Below are 14,991 nucleotides of genomic sequence, written 5' to 3'. Positions count from 1 at the left end.
CTGTCACAACATGCCTGCGGCACGACCGAGGTGATGATGGCTTCTACCATGAAATGTCCGAACGCGTCGCATCTATTCGTCAGGGCGCCGCGGTGACGGATGTCCCCAGCTAGAATCTCATGTCGGAAGCCGCCTGCGGACCATCGCTTTCAGTTCCCTGTTCGGCAACCGCCGCTTCGGTGGTGATCAGCAGTCCGGCAATGGAGGCCGCGTCCTGCAAGGCTGTGCGGACGACCTTGGTGGGATCGATGACACCGGACTGGAAGAGGTTCTCATATTGCTCACTCTGCGCGTTGAAGCCCAGATTTTCGTCCCTCCCGTCCAGCAATCGGGCGGCGACCACGCCGCCGTCATATCCGGCATTCTGCGCGATCTGGCGGAGCGGTGCCTGGAGCGCCCTACGGATGATGTCGATGCCGCGCCGCTGGTCGTCATTGACGGTGTCAAGGCCGTCCAGCGCCTTCGACGCATAGAGCAGGGCCGTGCCGCCGCCGGGCAATATGCCTTCCTCCACCGCGGCGCGGGTCGCGTGCAAAGCGTCCTCCACCCGATCCTTGCGTTCCTTGACCTCCAGTTCCGATGACCCGCCGACCTTGATTACCGCGACGCCACCGGACAGCTTGGCAAGGCGCTCCTGGAGCTTTTCCCGGTCATAGTCGCTCGTGCTGGTTTCCATCTGGGCCTGAAGCACCGCAACGCGGGTCTTGATGGCCTCCGAACTGCCGGCGCCGTCGATGATTGTACAGTTGTCCTTGGTGATCGTCACGCGCTTGGCCGTGCCTAGCCTGTCCAGCGTGACATCCTCCAGCTTAATGCCAAGATCCTCGGTGATGATGTCACCCGCCGTCAATATGGCCAGATCCTCCAGCATCGCCTTGCGGCGATCGCCAAAGCCCGGCGCCTTCACAGCGGCGACCTTGAGCCCGCCGCGCAGTTTGTTGACGACCAGCGTCGATAGGGCATCCCCTTCGATGTCCTCTGCGATGATGAGCAGGGAACGGCCCGATTTCGCGACCGCCTCCAGCACGGGAAGCATTGCCTGCACATTGCCCATCTTCTTTTCGTGGATCAGGATGACAGGGTCTTCCAGTTCGACCCCCATCTTCTCGCTGTTGGTGACGAAATAGGGCGATAGATAGCCGCGATCGAACTGCATGCCCTCGACCACATCCAGCTCGAACTCGACGCTCGCCCCTTCCTCGATGGATATCACGCCGTCCTTGCCGACCTTCTCCATCGCCTCGGCGATCCGATTGCCGACGACCGCATCGCCATTCGCTGAAACAATACCGACCTGGGCGATTTCCTGATTGTTCGACACCGGCTTGGACCGGGCCTTGAGTTCGGCCACGACGGCGGCGACCGCCCGGTCGATGCCGCGTTTGAGGTCCATCGGGTCGATGCCGGCCGATACCGACTTCATCCCCTCTCGCACGATCGCTTGGGCGAGGACGGTCGCCGTGGTGGTGCCGTCTCCCGCATGTTCATGCGCTCTGGACGCGACGGCGCGGATCATCTGCGCGCCCATATTCTCGAACTTGTCCTTGAACTCTATCTCCTTGGCGACGGTGACGCCGTCCTTCGTGATGCGGGGTGCCCCGAAGCTCCTATCGATAAGGACGTTGCGCCCCTTGGGGCCGAGCGTCACGCGCACGGCATTGGCAAGGATGTCGACGCCGCGCGCAATGCGTTCGCGGGCTTCGTGGGCGAATTTCACGTCTTTGGCTGTCATGGCTTAGGTCCGACTTTCCTGGCGCTGGTCTGCGACCAAATCGTCGCTTTCACAAGCGGAAGCCAGCGCTGCCAATTTGCGAGCTGACAGTCTCAAATCCGACCGCCAATGATCATGATATGTGCCTTGCCGGGATCAATCACAAGTGATCTGCCCCCACCGAGTGGACCGATTGGTTTGTTAGTGGGCTGGCGTAGTGAAGAGGGGCGCGAAAGTTGAAGTGGCGCTCAATTCCAGGTGTGAGGACGATCGCCCCTTCGTTCGCGCCCACATGCCCACCAGTTTCTTGCCAGCAGTGCGTGAGTGCGCGCATTTCAACTTTCGCGACCTCATATCGGTGCCATCTCCTGCCCCTGGATTTCTCGTTCTCACGTCACCACCTCCTTGGCACGGACGCCCTGATGATCGTCAATTTCCATGGGTCTGAGAGAAAAATAACGGCGTCTCCCAAGGAGAGGGGGCGCCGCCGTAGGGCGCGTGCACCCCAGTCCCGCCGCCCTCAGCTCGGCTAGCTCTATCCGCTTGCCCATTTGCGGCATAAAGCGCATTGTCTACAGCCACAGAGATGCGCCGATGGCGTCAAGAGTGGCGCCATGGTGGCGAAGTCGGATTGCGCGGCGAGCTCGAAACGAGTTTCCAGCATGCCATCCACGAGGATTTTGGCGACGACGGATCGGATCGAAGAACCTGCAGTTAGAACGGATCGGCGAACACTGTCGCCATACGTCTTCTGGAGTGGTTTTTGAATGAGTTCGTCCTAATTGGAGGCGGGCGACGAAAAGCGCGCCGGTTCGAGATGCAAAACGAGTCTCTAGTCGATCCGGCTCTATTAACGCGGCGGCGGTTCTCATCGCGACCCCAACGACCGCCCGATTCTGTGCGCGAGAACGCGGCGCTCATCGCGCTATCTGACGAGATGGCGCAGCGGCCCGACAATGTGCTCAGGCTGCTGTGCGAGCTCATCCTCCAGATTTGCAACGCGGACTCAGCGGGGGTCAGTCTCTTGCGCGAGGAGACGGATGAGTTTGTCTGGCCGGCGGTGGCTGGCGCGTGGGCGCCGTTCGTCAATGGCAGCATGCCGCGCTCTGCGAGCCCGTGCGGCAAAGTCGTCGAGTACAACCAAGTGCTGATCTTCCGCGATGCGCTCGCGCAGTTTCCAGCAACGGGACAGGCGACGCCACACATCGAGGAGATACTGCTTGCGCCGTTTCATCACGATGGCGTGCCGATCGGCACGGTGTGGGCGATCAGCCACGATCCGTCGCGTGAGTTCGACGCCGAGGATGGGCGGGTTCTCACCAGCCTCGCGCGGTTCGCCGCCGCTGCTTATCAGACCATCAGCGCGCATCAGTCGGCCCGGCAAAGCCGAGAGAGCCTCAACTCAGCGGTCGAACTTGCAGGCCTGGGGCTTTATTCGATCGAAATCCATGACGGCAAAAGTTTCCTGACTTGGGACGACAGGGTCCGCAGGATGTGGGGATTGTCCGACGGCACGAAAGTAACCTTTCAGGTCTGGCTTGACGGCATTCACTCCCAAGACCGCGATCGGGTCGAGACGGCTGTCGAGCGCGCCTACGACCCTGCGGGCGATGGCTTGTACGATGTCGAGTATCGCGTGCTCGGCGCGGACGGGGTCGAACGATGGGTCGCCACCCATGGGGCTGCTCGGTTCAAGGACGGACAGCCTGTTTCTTTCATTGGGGTCGCGCTCGACATCACAGAGCGAAAGATGGTCGAACAAGGTCTCGCGCTCGTCATCGAGATACGCAACAGCGAGCTTCAGGAAGTGAGCTTGACCCTTGAAGCCGAGGCGAGAGCGCGTGAGCGGCTCAGCGAACGACTGAAGCTTCTCCAATCTGACCTGTCGCGCGGGTTATTTGCCGCGCTCGAAAGTCGGCAAAAGGAGTCTACTCCAAGGTCTTACGGCAGGGTCGTGGAAGCGGCGCGGAAAATTGCCGACCTGTCCCCTCGCGAGCGGGAGGTTCTTGATGGGCTTGTTGCAGGCGAACCGCACAAGATAATCGCGCACGGACTCGGGATCAGCGTGCGGACTTCCGTAGTGCAGGCCAAGGCCGACGATGGCGTTGTCGACGCCGAGTTTGACGAGGTCGAGGGCGACTTGAAGGGCGGTCGCTGACCCCGAGATCGCCCGCGACGCCTTCGCCGCGATCAAGGGCGAACTGCCTTGTTCGGGCGAGCATATCCAGGTGGTCGCCAGGAACGGCTGGCTGACGCTGGAGGGCGAGTCGAATGGAAATGCTGCGGCCCGACGGTCACAGACAGACCATCATCCTTGCCTTTGCCAGGGCATATGTGAGATTTTCGCCCAACGACCCGGTTTTCTTCATAGACGCTGTTTCAAACGACACGAGGATCGCGTCATTCGCGCGGGAGCAGATTAACCTGCTCACTGGTTCCTACCCTGCTGTCGCTGCCCTGATGCAGCGATGCGCGGGCGATACGATCCGCCGGCTCGAACATCATCTCCTGATACAAAGCCGAACCACGGCTTGCGAAAAGGTCGGAGCCTATCTGGCGGCGATGTCTCAAAGGGTTGAACGCGGCGAACACCATGCGGTCGTGCTCCCGATCACGCGCTACGACATCGCAGAGCCTCTCGGCACCGCAATGAAAAAGGTGAGCGCACCATGACTATTCTGTGCCGCCGGGGATCGATCGCGCTCAAGACATCTCACTACGTCGAAATCCGCGATCCTTCCGTGCTTTCCGGGCCGGATTGTTGAAGGCTGACATTTTCCGCGCCGCCGCCAAAGCTTCCGCAACCGTTAAAAATCAAACCGCTCGCTTCGATGCACATGCGGTGCGCAGCTACCTTTGCTGACAGGTGTCAAGGTATCGGGATGCGCCCGGCTGTTATGCAGGAACGCACCATTTCGGGCATCTGAACGGCACCCGCCCCTCTCATGAAAAGGAATGACGAATGGTTGACGAACAGAAAATATCGGCGGCGAAGGCGCTGTTCGTCCGTCTCGTGGCCCAGCATGGAAAGGGCAACGAGGTTGAATCCTTCCTCAGGGACGGCCTCGCCGCGGTGATGGAAGAGCCCGACACGACGACCTGGTATGCGGTGCGGTTCGGCGATTTGGACTTCGCGATTTTCGACACTTTCCCGGGCGACCAGGGTCGCGCCGCTCATCTCGCAGGCAAGGTGGGAAGCGCCCTCGTTGCGCGTACGCCTGAACTGCTGGAGGGCGCCCTCAGGATCGAGCATGCCGATGTGCTCGCCTACAAATTGCCCGGGGACAGCGGACAGGTGCGCGGCTGAGGCCGCGTATGCGGGACATCAGAAGCCGCCCGCGTCCCTCGCAGGCATTATCGAGACGGAGAAGGACATGGCTACGAAAACCCTCGACGGCCTCCAGATCGCAATTCTGGTCACCGACGGCTTTGAGCAGGTGGAGATGACCGAGCCGCGCAGGGCGCTTGACGCGGCGGGCGCTCGGACCCGGCTGGTGTCGCCGAAGGAGGGGCAGGTGAAGGCCTGGAACTTCACCGAATGGGGCGACACCTTTCCGGTGGACATGCCGCTCGACCAAGCCCGGCCCGAGGATTTCGACGCGTTGCTCTTGCCGGGCGGCGTCATCAATCCCGATACGCTGCGGACGCTGTCTGCGGCGGTGGCGTTTGTGAAAGGCTTCTTCGACGCCGGAAAACCGGTCGCGTCGATCTGTCACGGCCCTTGGACCGTCCTCGAGGCGGGTGCGGCGCGCGGTCGGCGGCTAACATCCTGGCCATCGCTCAAGACCGACCTCGAGAATGCTGGAGCGCAATGGGTGGACGAAGCAGTGGTGGTCGATCGCGGCCTGGTGACGAGCCGCAACCCCGATGATATCCCCTCGTTCAACAAGGCGGTCATTGCGCTGTTCGAGAGTGCACGCGCGCAGGCGCGGCAGGCGGCGGCCCAGTGAGACCGCCAACGGGTGAACGTCAGCGGGCGGCGCCTTGTCCAGACCCCACGACCATGCGGCGGCGGCGGTTCGGCCCCTTGTCGCGGGAGGTTGGGATAATCGGTCAGGGAAGCTGGTATATCGACGACGCGCACAGGCCCTCAGCAGTTGCTGCGCTGCGCTACGGCCTCGATCTCGAGATGGATCATATCGACACGGCTGAAATGTATGGGGATGCAGAGCTTGTGATCGGCGAGGCTATTGCGGGCAGGCGGGACGAGGTTTTCCTTGTCTCCAAGGTTCTGCCCAGCAATGCTTCGCGCAGCGGGACGGTGGCGGCGTGCGAGCGCTCGCTCGCGCGCCTGCGGACCGACCGGCTGGACTGCTACCTGCTGCACTGGCGCGGCTCGCATCCGCTGGAAGAAAGTTTCGCGGCTTTCGAGCGGCTCCGAGAGCAGGGCAAGATCCTGTCCTGGGGCGTCAGCAACTTCGACGTGAGCGACCTCGATGCAGCCTGGGAAGCCGGCGGCAAGGGCCTGATCGCCTGCAATCAGCTGCTTTACAATCTGGGCGAGCGCGCGATCGAGCATGCCGTGCTGCCCTGGTGTGAAGCGCATGGCGTCGCCGTGGTTGCCTACAGCCCGCTCGGCCATGGCGAATTTCCGGGTCCATCAACTCCGGGCGGTCTTGTGCTGGCGCAGATTGCCGCAGATCATGGCGCAACCGCGCGTCAGGTGGCGCTCAGCTTTCTAGTACGCAAGCCATCCTTGCTGGCCATCCCCAAGGCGTCCTCCGCAGAGCATGTCCGGGACAATGCAGGGGCGGGTTCGCTGACGCTCACAGAAGACGACATCGCGCGGATAGACGCCGCCTTTCCGCTCGGCCCCGCGCCACGCCGTCTTCCGATGTTGTAAGCCGATTTGGCCTTCTCGTCCGGGGCATGTAGAACATGGCGCCACCACGCGGATGTTCGCGGGTGGCTGGTGGGCAGGAGGTCCGCATGAGGGATATCAAGGCCTCCGGCTTCGTCAGGGTTCGCGGCGCGCGCGAGCACAACCTCAAAAATGTCGATGTCGACATACCGCGCGACGCCTTGGTGGTGTTCACCGGAGTGTCGGGATCGGGCAAGTCGTCGCTCGCCTTTTCCACCCTCTATGCCGAAGCGCAGCGCCGCTATCTGGAATCGGTTTCGCCCTATGCGCGGCGGCTTTTCCACCAGATGGAAGTGCCTGAGGTGGACGAGATCGAAGGGCTACCGCCGGCGGTGGCGTTGCAGCAGCAGCGCGGATCGCCGACCACCCGATCGTCGGTCGGCAGCGTCACGACCCTCTCCAACCTGCTGCGGATGCTCTATTCGCGCGCCGGCGACTATCCGCCGGGCCAGTCCCTGCTCTACGCCGACAGCTTCTCACCCAACACGCCGGAAGGGGCCTGCCCGCGCTGTCACGGCCTCGGCCGGGTCCATGAGGTCACCGAGGCGTCGATGGTGCCCGATCCGTCGAAGACGATCCGGGAACGCGCCGTCGCCGCCTGGCCGATGGCCTGGGGCGGCCAGAATCTGCGCGACATATTGATCAGCCTGGGCATCGATGTCGACACGCCGTGGCGCGAACTGCCGAAGAAGGTGCGCGACTGGATATTGTTCACCGAGGAGCAGCCCCAGGTCCCGGTTTATCCCGGCTGGAGCCATGACGAGATTCAGCGCGCGATCCGGCGCAAGACCGAGCCGGCCTATATGGGCACCTTCTCCAGCGCCAAGCGCCATGTCACCCACAGCTATGCCACCACCCAGAGCGCGATGATGAAGAAGCGCGCGGCGCGCTTCATGATCGCCAGTCCGTGTCCGGTGTGCGGCGGCAAGCGGCTGCGCCCGGAATCCCTGTCGGTCCGCTTCGAAGGCCTCGATTTTGCCGAGATGAGCAGCCTGCCCATGGCGCACTTCTCCAGGATTTTCGCGCCTTATGCCGAGGCGAGGGCCAGCAGGCTCGCCGCGTTGCGCGAGAGCCACCCGGAAAAGGCCATGGTGGTCGAGCGCATCGCCGCCGACCTGTGCCGCCGACTTTCGGTGCTGACCGACCTTGGCCTGGGCTATCTGACGCTGGAGCGCAGTACGCCGACCTTGTCGCCGGGCGAGTTGCAGCGGCTACGGCTTGCCACGCAGGTCGTCTCCAACCTATTCGGGGTCGTCTATGTGATGGACGAGCCGTCCGCCGGGCTACATCCCGCCGACACCGAGGCCCTGTTGCGCGCGCTCGACGGGCTGAAGGCTCTGGGCAATTCGCTGTTCGTGGTCGAGCACGAGATGGACGTCATCCGCCGCGCCGACTGGATTGTCGATGTCGGCCCCGCCGCAGGCGAGCAGGGTGGCGAGATTCTCTATAGCGGCCCGATCAAGGGGCTGCGCGATGTCGCCGCTTCAGAGACGAGACGGCATCTGTTCGACGAAGGCGATCGCATGCCGAGCCGCATGCGCGAACCCACCGGCTGGCTGCGGCTGGAGGGGGTTTCGCGCAACAATCTGAATCAGGTCGATTGCGCCTTCCCGCTGGGCGTCATGACCATGGTCACCGGCATATCCGGTTCGGGCAAGTCGAGCTTGGTAAGCCAGGCGCTGGTCGAGCTGGTCGCCGACGCGCTCGGCAGCCCCGTCGCGGCACCGGAGGAACCCGACGCTGAAGCAGCGCTCGAGGACCGTCCTGTTGCGGCGACGAAGGGACGAATTGTCGGCGACCTCGGCGGGATCAGGCGGCTGATTGAGGTCGACCAGAAACCGATCGGACGCACCCCGCGCTCGAACCTGGCCACCTATACCGGCCTATTCGACCATGTCCGCGCACTGTTCGCAGCGACTCCGGAAGCCAGGAAGCGCCGCTACGATGCCGGTCGCTTCTCGTTCAACGTCGTCAAGGGCCGCTGTCCGCGCTGCGAGGGCGAAGGCTTCGTGATGGTCGAACTGCTCTTCCTGCCGAGCGTCTATGCCCCGTGCCCCACCTGCCACGGCGCTCGCTACAATCCCGAGACGCTCGAAATCCGCTATCTCGGCAAGAGCATCGCCGACGTGCTCGCGCTGACCGTGGAAGGAGCCTGGGATTTCTTCGGCGACGCACCGAGCGTATGCCGGTCGCTCAAGGTGCTCCGCGAGGTCGGACTCAATTATCTCCGCCTGGGCCAGCCCGCGACCGAGTTTTCGGGCGGCGAGGCGCAGCGGGTGAAGCTTGCCACCGAGTTGCAGCGCGCCCGGCGCGGCGGTGCGCTTTATGTGCTCGACGAGCCGACCACCGGCCTGCACCCGACCGATGTCGAACGCCTGCTCGGTCAGCTCAATGCGCTGGTCGATGCCGGCAACAGCGTGGTATTGGTCGATCACGACATGAAGGTCGCCGCGGCGAGCGACTGGGTGATCGATGTCGGTCCCGGAGCCGGCGACGACGGTGGCCGGGTCGTCGCGAGCGGCCCGCCGTCCAAGGTCGCCACCAGCCGGGCGAGCCGTACCGCGCCCTATCTCGATCGTGCGCTCGGCCGCGATGCAGCCGCTCGGACGATTCGACCTGCCAAGGAGAGACTGTGATGGCCGCACTGATCCGCATTCTTCTGCAGACCACCATCCCGACGACCGAGGACGACTGGCATATCGGCCGCTTTTCGATGTTGCGCGACACGCTTGCCGGGCTTCGCGATGCGAACGGTACGGCGATAACCCGCGTGACCGCCCGCGATCGCGACACGGCGACCGGGCCAGACGCCGTACTTTCAACACTCGATAAGTCCGATTATGACGAGCTCTGGCTGTTCGCCGTCGATACCGGAGATGGTCTCGACGCCGAGGATTGCGCGGCCATCTCGCGCTTCCGCAAAAACGGCGGCGGGCTGATGGTGACGCGCGACCATATGGATCTCGGTTCGTCGGTCTGCACTTTGGGTGGCGTCGGCGCCGCCCACTATTTCCATTCGAGGAATCCGGAGCCCGATCTCGATCGTCAATGCAACGACGACAGCGAGACGCCGACCATTTCCTGGCCCAATTATCATTCCGGCGCGAACGGCGATTACCAGCAGGTCGAGATCGTCGGCGACCTCCATCCCGTCTTCGCGGACCCAGACGCGGAGGGCAGCGCGCTGCGCTATTTGCCCGCCCATCCGCATGAAGGCGCGGTGGGCGCGCCGCCCGACGATCCGAGTGCACGGGTGATCGCCAGCGGCAAGAGCTCCCTTACCGGCCGCCGGTTCAATATTGCCGTGGCGTTCGAGCGGTCCGAGGCCGGGGGTCCGGCGATCGCCCAGTCCACCTTCCACCATTTTGCCGATTACAATTGGGACCCGGCCGCCGGTGCCCCCAGTTTCGTCAGCGAGCCGCCAGGCGATGCACTGCCCCGCACGGCTGAGGCGCGCCGGTCGACCCGGCTCTATGCACGCAACCTCGCGCTCTGGCTTGCCAGAAGCGGCTAGGGGGAGGGCGTCGCCCCATCGCCGCCGTAGCAGGCCCATCCGTTTCGCCTTCAACGCATCGGTGATTGAATGCACGCGGCGCGACGCCAGAGATGATGCTCATTCTACTGCAATAGCAAATGAACAGTAACTTATCGTATTAATTTGTCTTGGAACTGCCAGTCAGAAGCGCCCAGTTTCGAGGGGCGTATATTAAATAGCGGACCGTCAGGACCTCGGGACCGATAACTGGGTCCTGAACGTCGCATAAGGGTCGTTCTCCCTTCGAGCGTTCTTCCTCCGGGCCATTGTGGTCCGAGGAGAAGTGCTATGGGATTGTCAGAATTTGATCCCGCCGCTCGCGAGCGGGTATCGTGGAACGCGGGACGCAAAGTCGGCGCCAAGCGCGCGCTAAAGCCCCGCCAGATCTGGGCGATCCGCTTCTTTCTTGATCAGCATGGGCGAACCCGGGATCGTGCGCTCTTTGATCTCGCCATCGACAGCAAGCTTCGCGGCTGTGACCTAAGGCTTGTGGGGATTTAGGATTCCCATTTTGCGGTAGATGTGATTCAGGCTTTGGATGGATCGCTTTGTACTGACCGATGCCCAATGGGCGCAGATGGAACCACACTGCCTGGGCAAGCCGACAGACCCGGGGCGCAGCGGCAGAAACAACCGGTTGTTTATGGAAGCGGTGTTATGGATCGTGCGGACGGGCAGTCCGTGGCGCGATTTGCCTGCGATATTCGGTAACTGGAGCACGGCGTTCCGGCGGTTTCGGGATTGGCGGGAAGCCGATGTTTTCAAACGGATATTCGATGCTGTGTCGGATGAGCCGGACATGGAATATGCCATGGTCGATGCTACTATAGTCAAGGTGCACCGGCATGGTCAGGGCGCAAAAGGGGGACTTCGCGCCAGGCCATTGGCCGCTCCAAAGGTGGAATGACGACCAAGATACTGGCGCTGACCGATGCTCTGGGAAACCTTGTGCGTTTCCATCTGATGCCTGGCCATCGCTTCGATACCGTAGGGGTCGCTCCCCTTATCGAAGGCATCGAATTCGGGGCGCTGCTCGCCGACAAAGCCTTCGACAGCAACGAGATCGTCGCCGATCTCAACGAGCGAGGCGCAAAGATCGTCATCTCCCAGCACCCGCGACGGGCCAAACCCATCCCGCTCGATACCGAAATGTACAAGTGGCGCCACCTGATCGAGAACTTCTTCTGCAAACTCAAGGAATTCAAACGCATCGCAATGCGTGCCTGCAAAACGGATCGCAGCTTCTCCGCCATGATCTACCTCGCAGCAGCCGTCATCAGTTCACGATGAATCCCCACAAGCCTTAGTGAAGATCAAGATCAGCGATATTGTTTGCGACCGCAAAATTAGGACGCGGGCGATCGTCGTTCAGCAAAAGACCGGGCGGCCCGTGCAGTTCGAGCTGATGGACGATGCTCGAGCGAGCCTGCTCCGATGGTTGGAGTTGAGGGGAGGCTCCCTAGAGGATTATGCCTTCCCGAGCCGCACCGACACGCGACCCATATGAGCACCCGCCAGTATGCCCGCCTAGTGGATGAGTGGATGAGTGGGTGGCGGGCATCGGCTTGCCAAGTGAGGATTATGGCACGCACTCTCTCAGGCGGACGAAGGCGTCGATCATCTGCAAAGCCACGGGAACCTCCGCGCCGTCCAGATCCTGCTTGGGCATACCAAGATTGAAAGCACCGTTAGATATCTCGGGGTCGATGTGGAGTATGCCCTGACTCTGGCAGAAGGAACCGAAATTTGATGCGGACTGGCTCCTCCCATCTGCGAGGAGCCAGATCCGAATTCGCGTCCGCCACGCGCCAATTTGTCGCCGTTCACGAACCCGACGCGTACTCGAAGGCGGACACTGGGTCGCCCGGTACCCTTGGGTTGCGCTCGGACCGCTCAATTGCCATCTTACGTCGGGCCAAGTCCTATCTTGTCGGGCCGTGTCTGTGCCGAAAATGACCTTGGCTCCAGATTACCCACTCGACGGTGGTGTCGCCAGTGGCCGAAAGGCTTTGTCGCGCTTCACCGGTCGCACTGCTCCAGACATTCCGCAATCACGTTCACGTCGGTTCGGATCGGCGACAGCATCACAAGAGGCCGTGTCGGGGCGGACAGCTGCGCTTCGGCGGTGTCCAGATCGCCCCTACTTCGAAAGGCAGGTTTCCCTAGCAGCGAGGCGAAGTGGCCCGGGATACGAGTCTACGATTGAGGTGAAGGCGGGAGACGCGCACCCGACTGCTGCAAGCTGTGCCAGCGCTCAAAGCGGCGATCGGGAATCAACCACACGAGGGAAACCCCGATATAGAGCGCAATAGCGACCCACGGCGAAATGAAGGCAGCCGGAATCCCGAGGCCATAGAGGCAGAAGCTCACCCATTCTTTTTTGCGTGAGCCGACCACGGCCCGAATGCGCGACTCCGTGCCCTCTGCCAGGATCAGCTCGCGTTCGAGCCAGATGTATCCGACAGCAGCCATCACGGTCACGGCTCCATATCCGGCAACGGGTTGAGGCGTGAGTCCGGCAAGACCGACCCAACGGATTACGAACGGCATCAAAGTCAGCCAGAAGAGGAGGAAAAGATTGGCCCACAGCGCGCGTCCGTTCACGCGGCTTGCAGTCGCAAGCATGTGGTGGTGGTTGGTCCAGAAGATGCCGATATTCATGAAGGCGAGCGCATAGGCGACGATCAGTGGGATTACGGGCCGAAATGCGTCCCACCCGGGAGCGGCGGGCACGCGCAGATCAACGACCATGATCGTAATGGCGATCGCCAGTACCGCGTCAGTGAACGCCATCAGCCGGTCGGTTTTCATGGCCAGTACCCCATGGAATGAGCGAGGACCGCATCTGGGAAGGGCGGATATGCGACCAAGACTGATCTCGACGCCCTGTCGGACGCGGTGAAAACGATCCAGCAGAAGACCGAAGGACAGGGCAGCGGCAAAGGCCTGTTTGATCAATTCAAGACTCTGTTCGGAGTTGCCGCCAAGCACGCGAACACGCGACCATCGACCTGATGTGGCGAGGTAGGCAGCTACGGCACACGCTTGGCCCGGCCATTCGTGGCCCGGCGCATTCTGACGAAATGGCTGAACCAAGCTATTTTAGTCGGGTTTGGTCAACAGATCTTATTATGTTGGCTCAAGCACTATCGCAGCGAATGACGGTCATCATCGATTCTCGCCACCGAAGCTGTCCTTCACAATTGGCCAGCTTTGAGGTGTGTAGATTGAATAGCTGCCCTTCCGGAGCTGGAGATTGAAAATTGGCTCCTGTACGGCAAAGAAGGGTCGACGAAAGAAGCGGGGCCAGCGATGACCCCGCTTATGCCCATCACGCGGCGACTGGGATAGGATTGTCCGCTATGCTCTGGTTGAAGGCCGTGACCAGCGCATGTTCCTGCGCTCCCGGATTGTCGCGCAGCGGCTTCACTGCATCGACCAGTATTTCTGGATCATCGCTGGCCAACGCCATCATGGTCTGTTCGATGAATTCGTCCAGTGGCATCGCCCGCGGATCGCCGCTCTTGTAGATGAGATCCGTATCTACCCAAGGCGGGGCGATCTCCTGAACCTTCACGCTGGTGTTGCGGAGCAGGAAGCGCTGCGACAGGGCGTAAGAATGCAGCGCAGCCTTTGTCGCCGAGTAGATGGCGTTTGTCGCGAGCGGCACGAAGGCAAGGACGCTGCTGGTGTAGAGGATGGTCGCGTCCGGCTTGCCCTTGAGATGCTCGATCAGCGCGGAAGTCGTGCGGATCGGTCCGAGCAGGTTGGTGGTGAGAATCCCCTGCGCCATGGCGTCGTCGATTTCCGCTGCCGCATCATCGAACGGCATGATGCCGGCATTGTTCAGCAGCACGTTGGTTTCCGGAAAATCGCGCCTGATCGTTTCGGCAGCGCGCGCGATGCTGCCAAGGTCGGTGATGTCGAGCTCGATCGCGGCCATGCCCGGATGGGCGGCGGTTACCTCGTCGAGCAGGGCGCGGCGGCGGCCGGAGATGATTACCTGATTGCCGCGCTCGTGCAGCGCTTGCCCAAGTGCGCGACCGATGCCGCTGGTGCCGCCGGTGATGAAGATGGTGTTGCCGGTGAGTTTCATGAATCTGCTCCTTCTGTTCGCGAGCCCGGTCAGGCAGCCGCCGCCTCGACGCGGGCGACGCGCGGAAAGTCGAGGCTGGTGCCGACGAGGTTGTTGATGCTGTTGGTGAGGATGCTGACCGCGACATGGGTGATCACTTCCAGTATCTCGGCGTCCGCTAGGCCCGAAGCGCGAGCCTGCGCCAGAGCGGCCGGGCCGGCGCGGCCATGATCGGCATTGACGGCCAACGCGAACCTCAGGATCGCCACTGCATGGCCATCGCTGGCACGACCGAGCTGCGCATTGGCAAGGTCGGTGGTGGAAAGCCCAGCCGCGCGCCCGGCGCCGGTGTGGGCGGCAAGGCAATAGTCGCATCCGTTGGCCGCTGCGATGGCGATCTGTTCCTGAACCCTGGCAGGGAGCGTATGCGTGCCGACCCCGGCATTGTTGACAAGCATGGTGATACTGGCGTCGCGGCGCAGCACGGCTTCGACGGAGGCAAGGTCTCCGGCATCGCCCAGATCGGCGGCGATCACCTCCACGGAACGCCTCGTTTGATCGGACAGGCGAGAAGCCAGCTTCTGCAGCTTCTCGCGATTGCGAGCGACCAGGATCAGATCGTGACCTCGGCGGGCCAGGCGATCGGCGTAGATGGCGCCTATGCCGCCGGATGCGCCGGTGATGAGTGCGGTTCCAAGGGTCATTGATAGTTCCTTTTTCAAGAAGCGGTCGGTGACTTTCGACACCCGCCTTATGGATCGGATGGACAATGGCTTAAATGACGTATAACGACATGATTTGAGACATTT

Annotated in this window: 12 protein-coding genes and 2 pseudogenes; 10 read left to right on the top strand and 4 right to left on the bottom strand. The window is 62.2% G+C overall.

The annotated features are described in order from the left end of the window. Positions 1–109 precede the first annotated feature (109 nt). The gene (gene groL / locus ACZ5Y5_RS15525; protein ID WP_464811398.1) at positions 110–1,732 is read right to left on the bottom strand and encodes a chaperonin GroEL; all 1,623 of its coding nucleotides are present in this window, start codon (positions 1,730–1,732) and stop codon (positions 110–112) included. An 877-nt stretch (positions 1,733–2,609) separates the two neighbouring features. On the opposite strand from groL, the gene ACZ5Y5_RS15520 reads away from it, so the two are divergent. From ACZ5Y5_RS15520 to ACZ5Y5_RS15475, 10 genes and pseudogenes are all read left to right on the top strand, one after another. Continuing rightward, on the top strand, positions 2,610–3,869 hold the full coding sequence (locus ACZ5Y5_RS15520) for a PAS domain-containing protein (protein WP_464811397.1): 1,260 nt from the start codon (positions 2,610–2,612) through the stop codon (positions 3,867–3,869). 113 nt (positions 3,870–3,982) lie between these two features. Then, positions 3,983–4,384, top strand: a complete 402-nt coding sequence (locus ACZ5Y5_RS15515; RefSeq protein ID WP_464811396.1) for a hypothetical protein — start codon at positions 3,983–3,985, stop codon at positions 4,382–4,384. A 289-nt stretch (positions 4,385–4,673) separates the two neighbouring features. Continuing rightward, positions 4,674–5,018, top strand: a complete 345-nt coding sequence (locus ACZ5Y5_RS15510) for an antibiotic biosynthesis monooxygenase (protein ID WP_464811395.1) — start codon at positions 4,674–4,676, stop codon at positions 5,016–5,018. A gap of 67 nt (positions 5,019–5,085) precedes the next feature. Further along, positions 5,086–5,661, top strand: coding sequence for a type 1 glutamine amidotransferase domain-containing protein (locus ACZ5Y5_RS15505; protein ID WP_464811394.1), 576 nt, complete (start codon positions 5,086–5,088; stop codon positions 5,659–5,661). A 53-nt stretch (positions 5,662–5,714) separates the two neighbouring features. Next, positions 5,715–6,554 carry an aldo/keto reductase gene (locus ACZ5Y5_RS15500; RefSeq protein WP_464811393.1) on the top strand — a complete coding sequence of 280 codons (840 nt, stop codon included), beginning with the start codon at positions 5,715–5,717 and terminating at the stop codon, positions 6,552–6,554. A gap of 86 nt (positions 6,555–6,640) precedes the next feature. Continuing rightward, on the top strand, positions 6,641–9,208 hold the full coding sequence (locus tag ACZ5Y5_RS15495) for an excinuclease ABC subunit UvrA (RefSeq protein ID WP_464811392.1): 2,568 nt from the start codon (positions 6,641–6,643) through the stop codon (positions 9,206–9,208). Then, a complete protein-coding gene (locus ACZ5Y5_RS15490) occupies positions 9,208–10,086 on the top strand; it encodes a hypothetical protein (RefSeq protein WP_464811391.1) in 879 nt (292 codons plus the stop codon). The genes ACZ5Y5_RS15495 and ACZ5Y5_RS15490 overlap by 1 nt, the downstream gene beginning before the upstream one ends. Positions 10,087–10,395: 309 nt before the next feature. Continuing rightward, positions 10,396–10,590, top strand: a pseudogene (locus ACZ5Y5_RS15485) (tyrosine-type recombinase/integrase); the annotation flags it as partial. A gap of 55 nt (positions 10,591–10,645) precedes the next feature. After that, positions 10,646–11,397, top strand: a protein-coding gene (locus ACZ5Y5_RS15480; protein WP_464810428.1) for an IS5 family transposase whose coding sequence is annotated in 2 segments (ribosomal slippage) — positions 10,646–10,982 and positions 10,982–11,397 — 753 coding nt in all. Because the reading frame shifts where the segments join, the coding sequence is not laid out codon by codon here. A 13-nt stretch (positions 11,398–11,410) separates the two neighbouring features. After that, a pseudogene (locus ACZ5Y5_RS15475) lies at positions 11,411–11,857 on the top strand (tyrosine-type recombinase/integrase); the annotation flags it as partial. 446 nt (positions 11,858–12,303) lie between these two features. On the opposite strand, the gene ACZ5Y5_RS15470 reads toward ACZ5Y5_RS15475, so the two are convergent. The 3 genes from ACZ5Y5_RS15470 to ACZ5Y5_RS15460 form a co-directional block, all read right to left on the bottom strand. Continuing rightward, positions 12,304–12,918 carry a TMEM175 family protein gene (locus tag ACZ5Y5_RS15470; protein WP_464811390.1) on the bottom strand — a complete coding sequence of 205 codons (615 nt, stop codon included), beginning with the start codon at positions 12,916–12,918 and terminating at the stop codon, positions 12,304–12,306. A gap of 520 nt (positions 12,919–13,438) precedes the next feature. After that, complete coding sequence (locus ACZ5Y5_RS15465; protein WP_464811389.1) at positions 13,439–14,203, bottom strand: SDR family oxidoreductase; 765 nt, start codon at positions 14,201–14,203, stop codon at positions 13,439–13,441. A 29-nt stretch (positions 14,204–14,232) separates the two neighbouring features. Continuing rightward, positions 14,233–14,886 carry an SDR family NAD(P)-dependent oxidoreductase gene (locus ACZ5Y5_RS15460; RefSeq protein ID WP_464811388.1) on the bottom strand — a complete coding sequence of 218 codons (654 nt, stop codon included), beginning with the start codon at positions 14,884–14,886 and terminating at the stop codon, positions 14,233–14,235. Positions 14,887–14,991 lie beyond the last annotated feature (105 nt).

This window comes from Sphingobium sp. TomTYG65 (genome assembly GCF_055395525.1).
The sequence above is the reverse complement of the archived record's forward strand: the minus strand, read 5'-3'. Positions and strand labels throughout refer to the sequence as shown.

Bases quoted from the DNA above. Each gene is read 5' to 3' on its own strand.
- ACZ5Y5_RS15495 (WP_464811392.1), top strand. From the start codon at position 6,641: ATGAGGGATATCAAGGCCTCCGGCTTCGTCAGGGTTCGCGGCGCGCGC.
- ACZ5Y5_RS15460 (WP_464811388.1), bottom strand. From the start codon at position 14,886: ATGACCCTTGGAACCGCACTCATCACCGGCGCATCCGGCGGCATAGGC.
- ACZ5Y5_RS15500 (WP_464811393.1), top strand. From the start codon at position 5,715: ATGCGGCGGCGGCGGTTCGGCCCCTTGTCGCGGGAGGTTGGGATAATC.
- ACZ5Y5_RS15515 (WP_464811396.1), top strand. From the start codon at position 3,983: ATGGAAATGCTGCGGCCCGACGGTCACAGACAGACCATCATCCTTGCC.
- ACZ5Y5_RS15510 (WP_464811395.1), top strand. From the start codon at position 4,674: ATGGTTGACGAACAGAAAATATCGGCGGCGAAGGCGCTGTTCGTCCGT.
- groL (WP_464811398.1), bottom strand. From the start codon at position 1,732: ATGACAGCCAAAGACGTGAAATTCGCCCACGAAGCCCGCGAACGCATT.
- ACZ5Y5_RS15465 (WP_464811389.1), bottom strand. From the start codon at position 14,203: ATGAAACTCACCGGCAACACCATCTTCATCACCGGCGGCACCAGCGGC.
- ACZ5Y5_RS15470 (WP_464811390.1), bottom strand. From the start codon at position 12,918: ATGAAAACCGACCGGCTGATGGCGTTCACTGACGCGGTACTGGCGATC.
- ACZ5Y5_RS15490 (WP_464811391.1), top strand. From the start codon at position 9,208: ATGGCCGCACTGATCCGCATTCTTCTGCAGACCACCATCCCGACGACC.
- ACZ5Y5_RS15505 (WP_464811394.1), top strand. From the start codon at position 5,086: ATGGCTACGAAAACCCTCGACGGCCTCCAGATCGCAATTCTGGTCACC.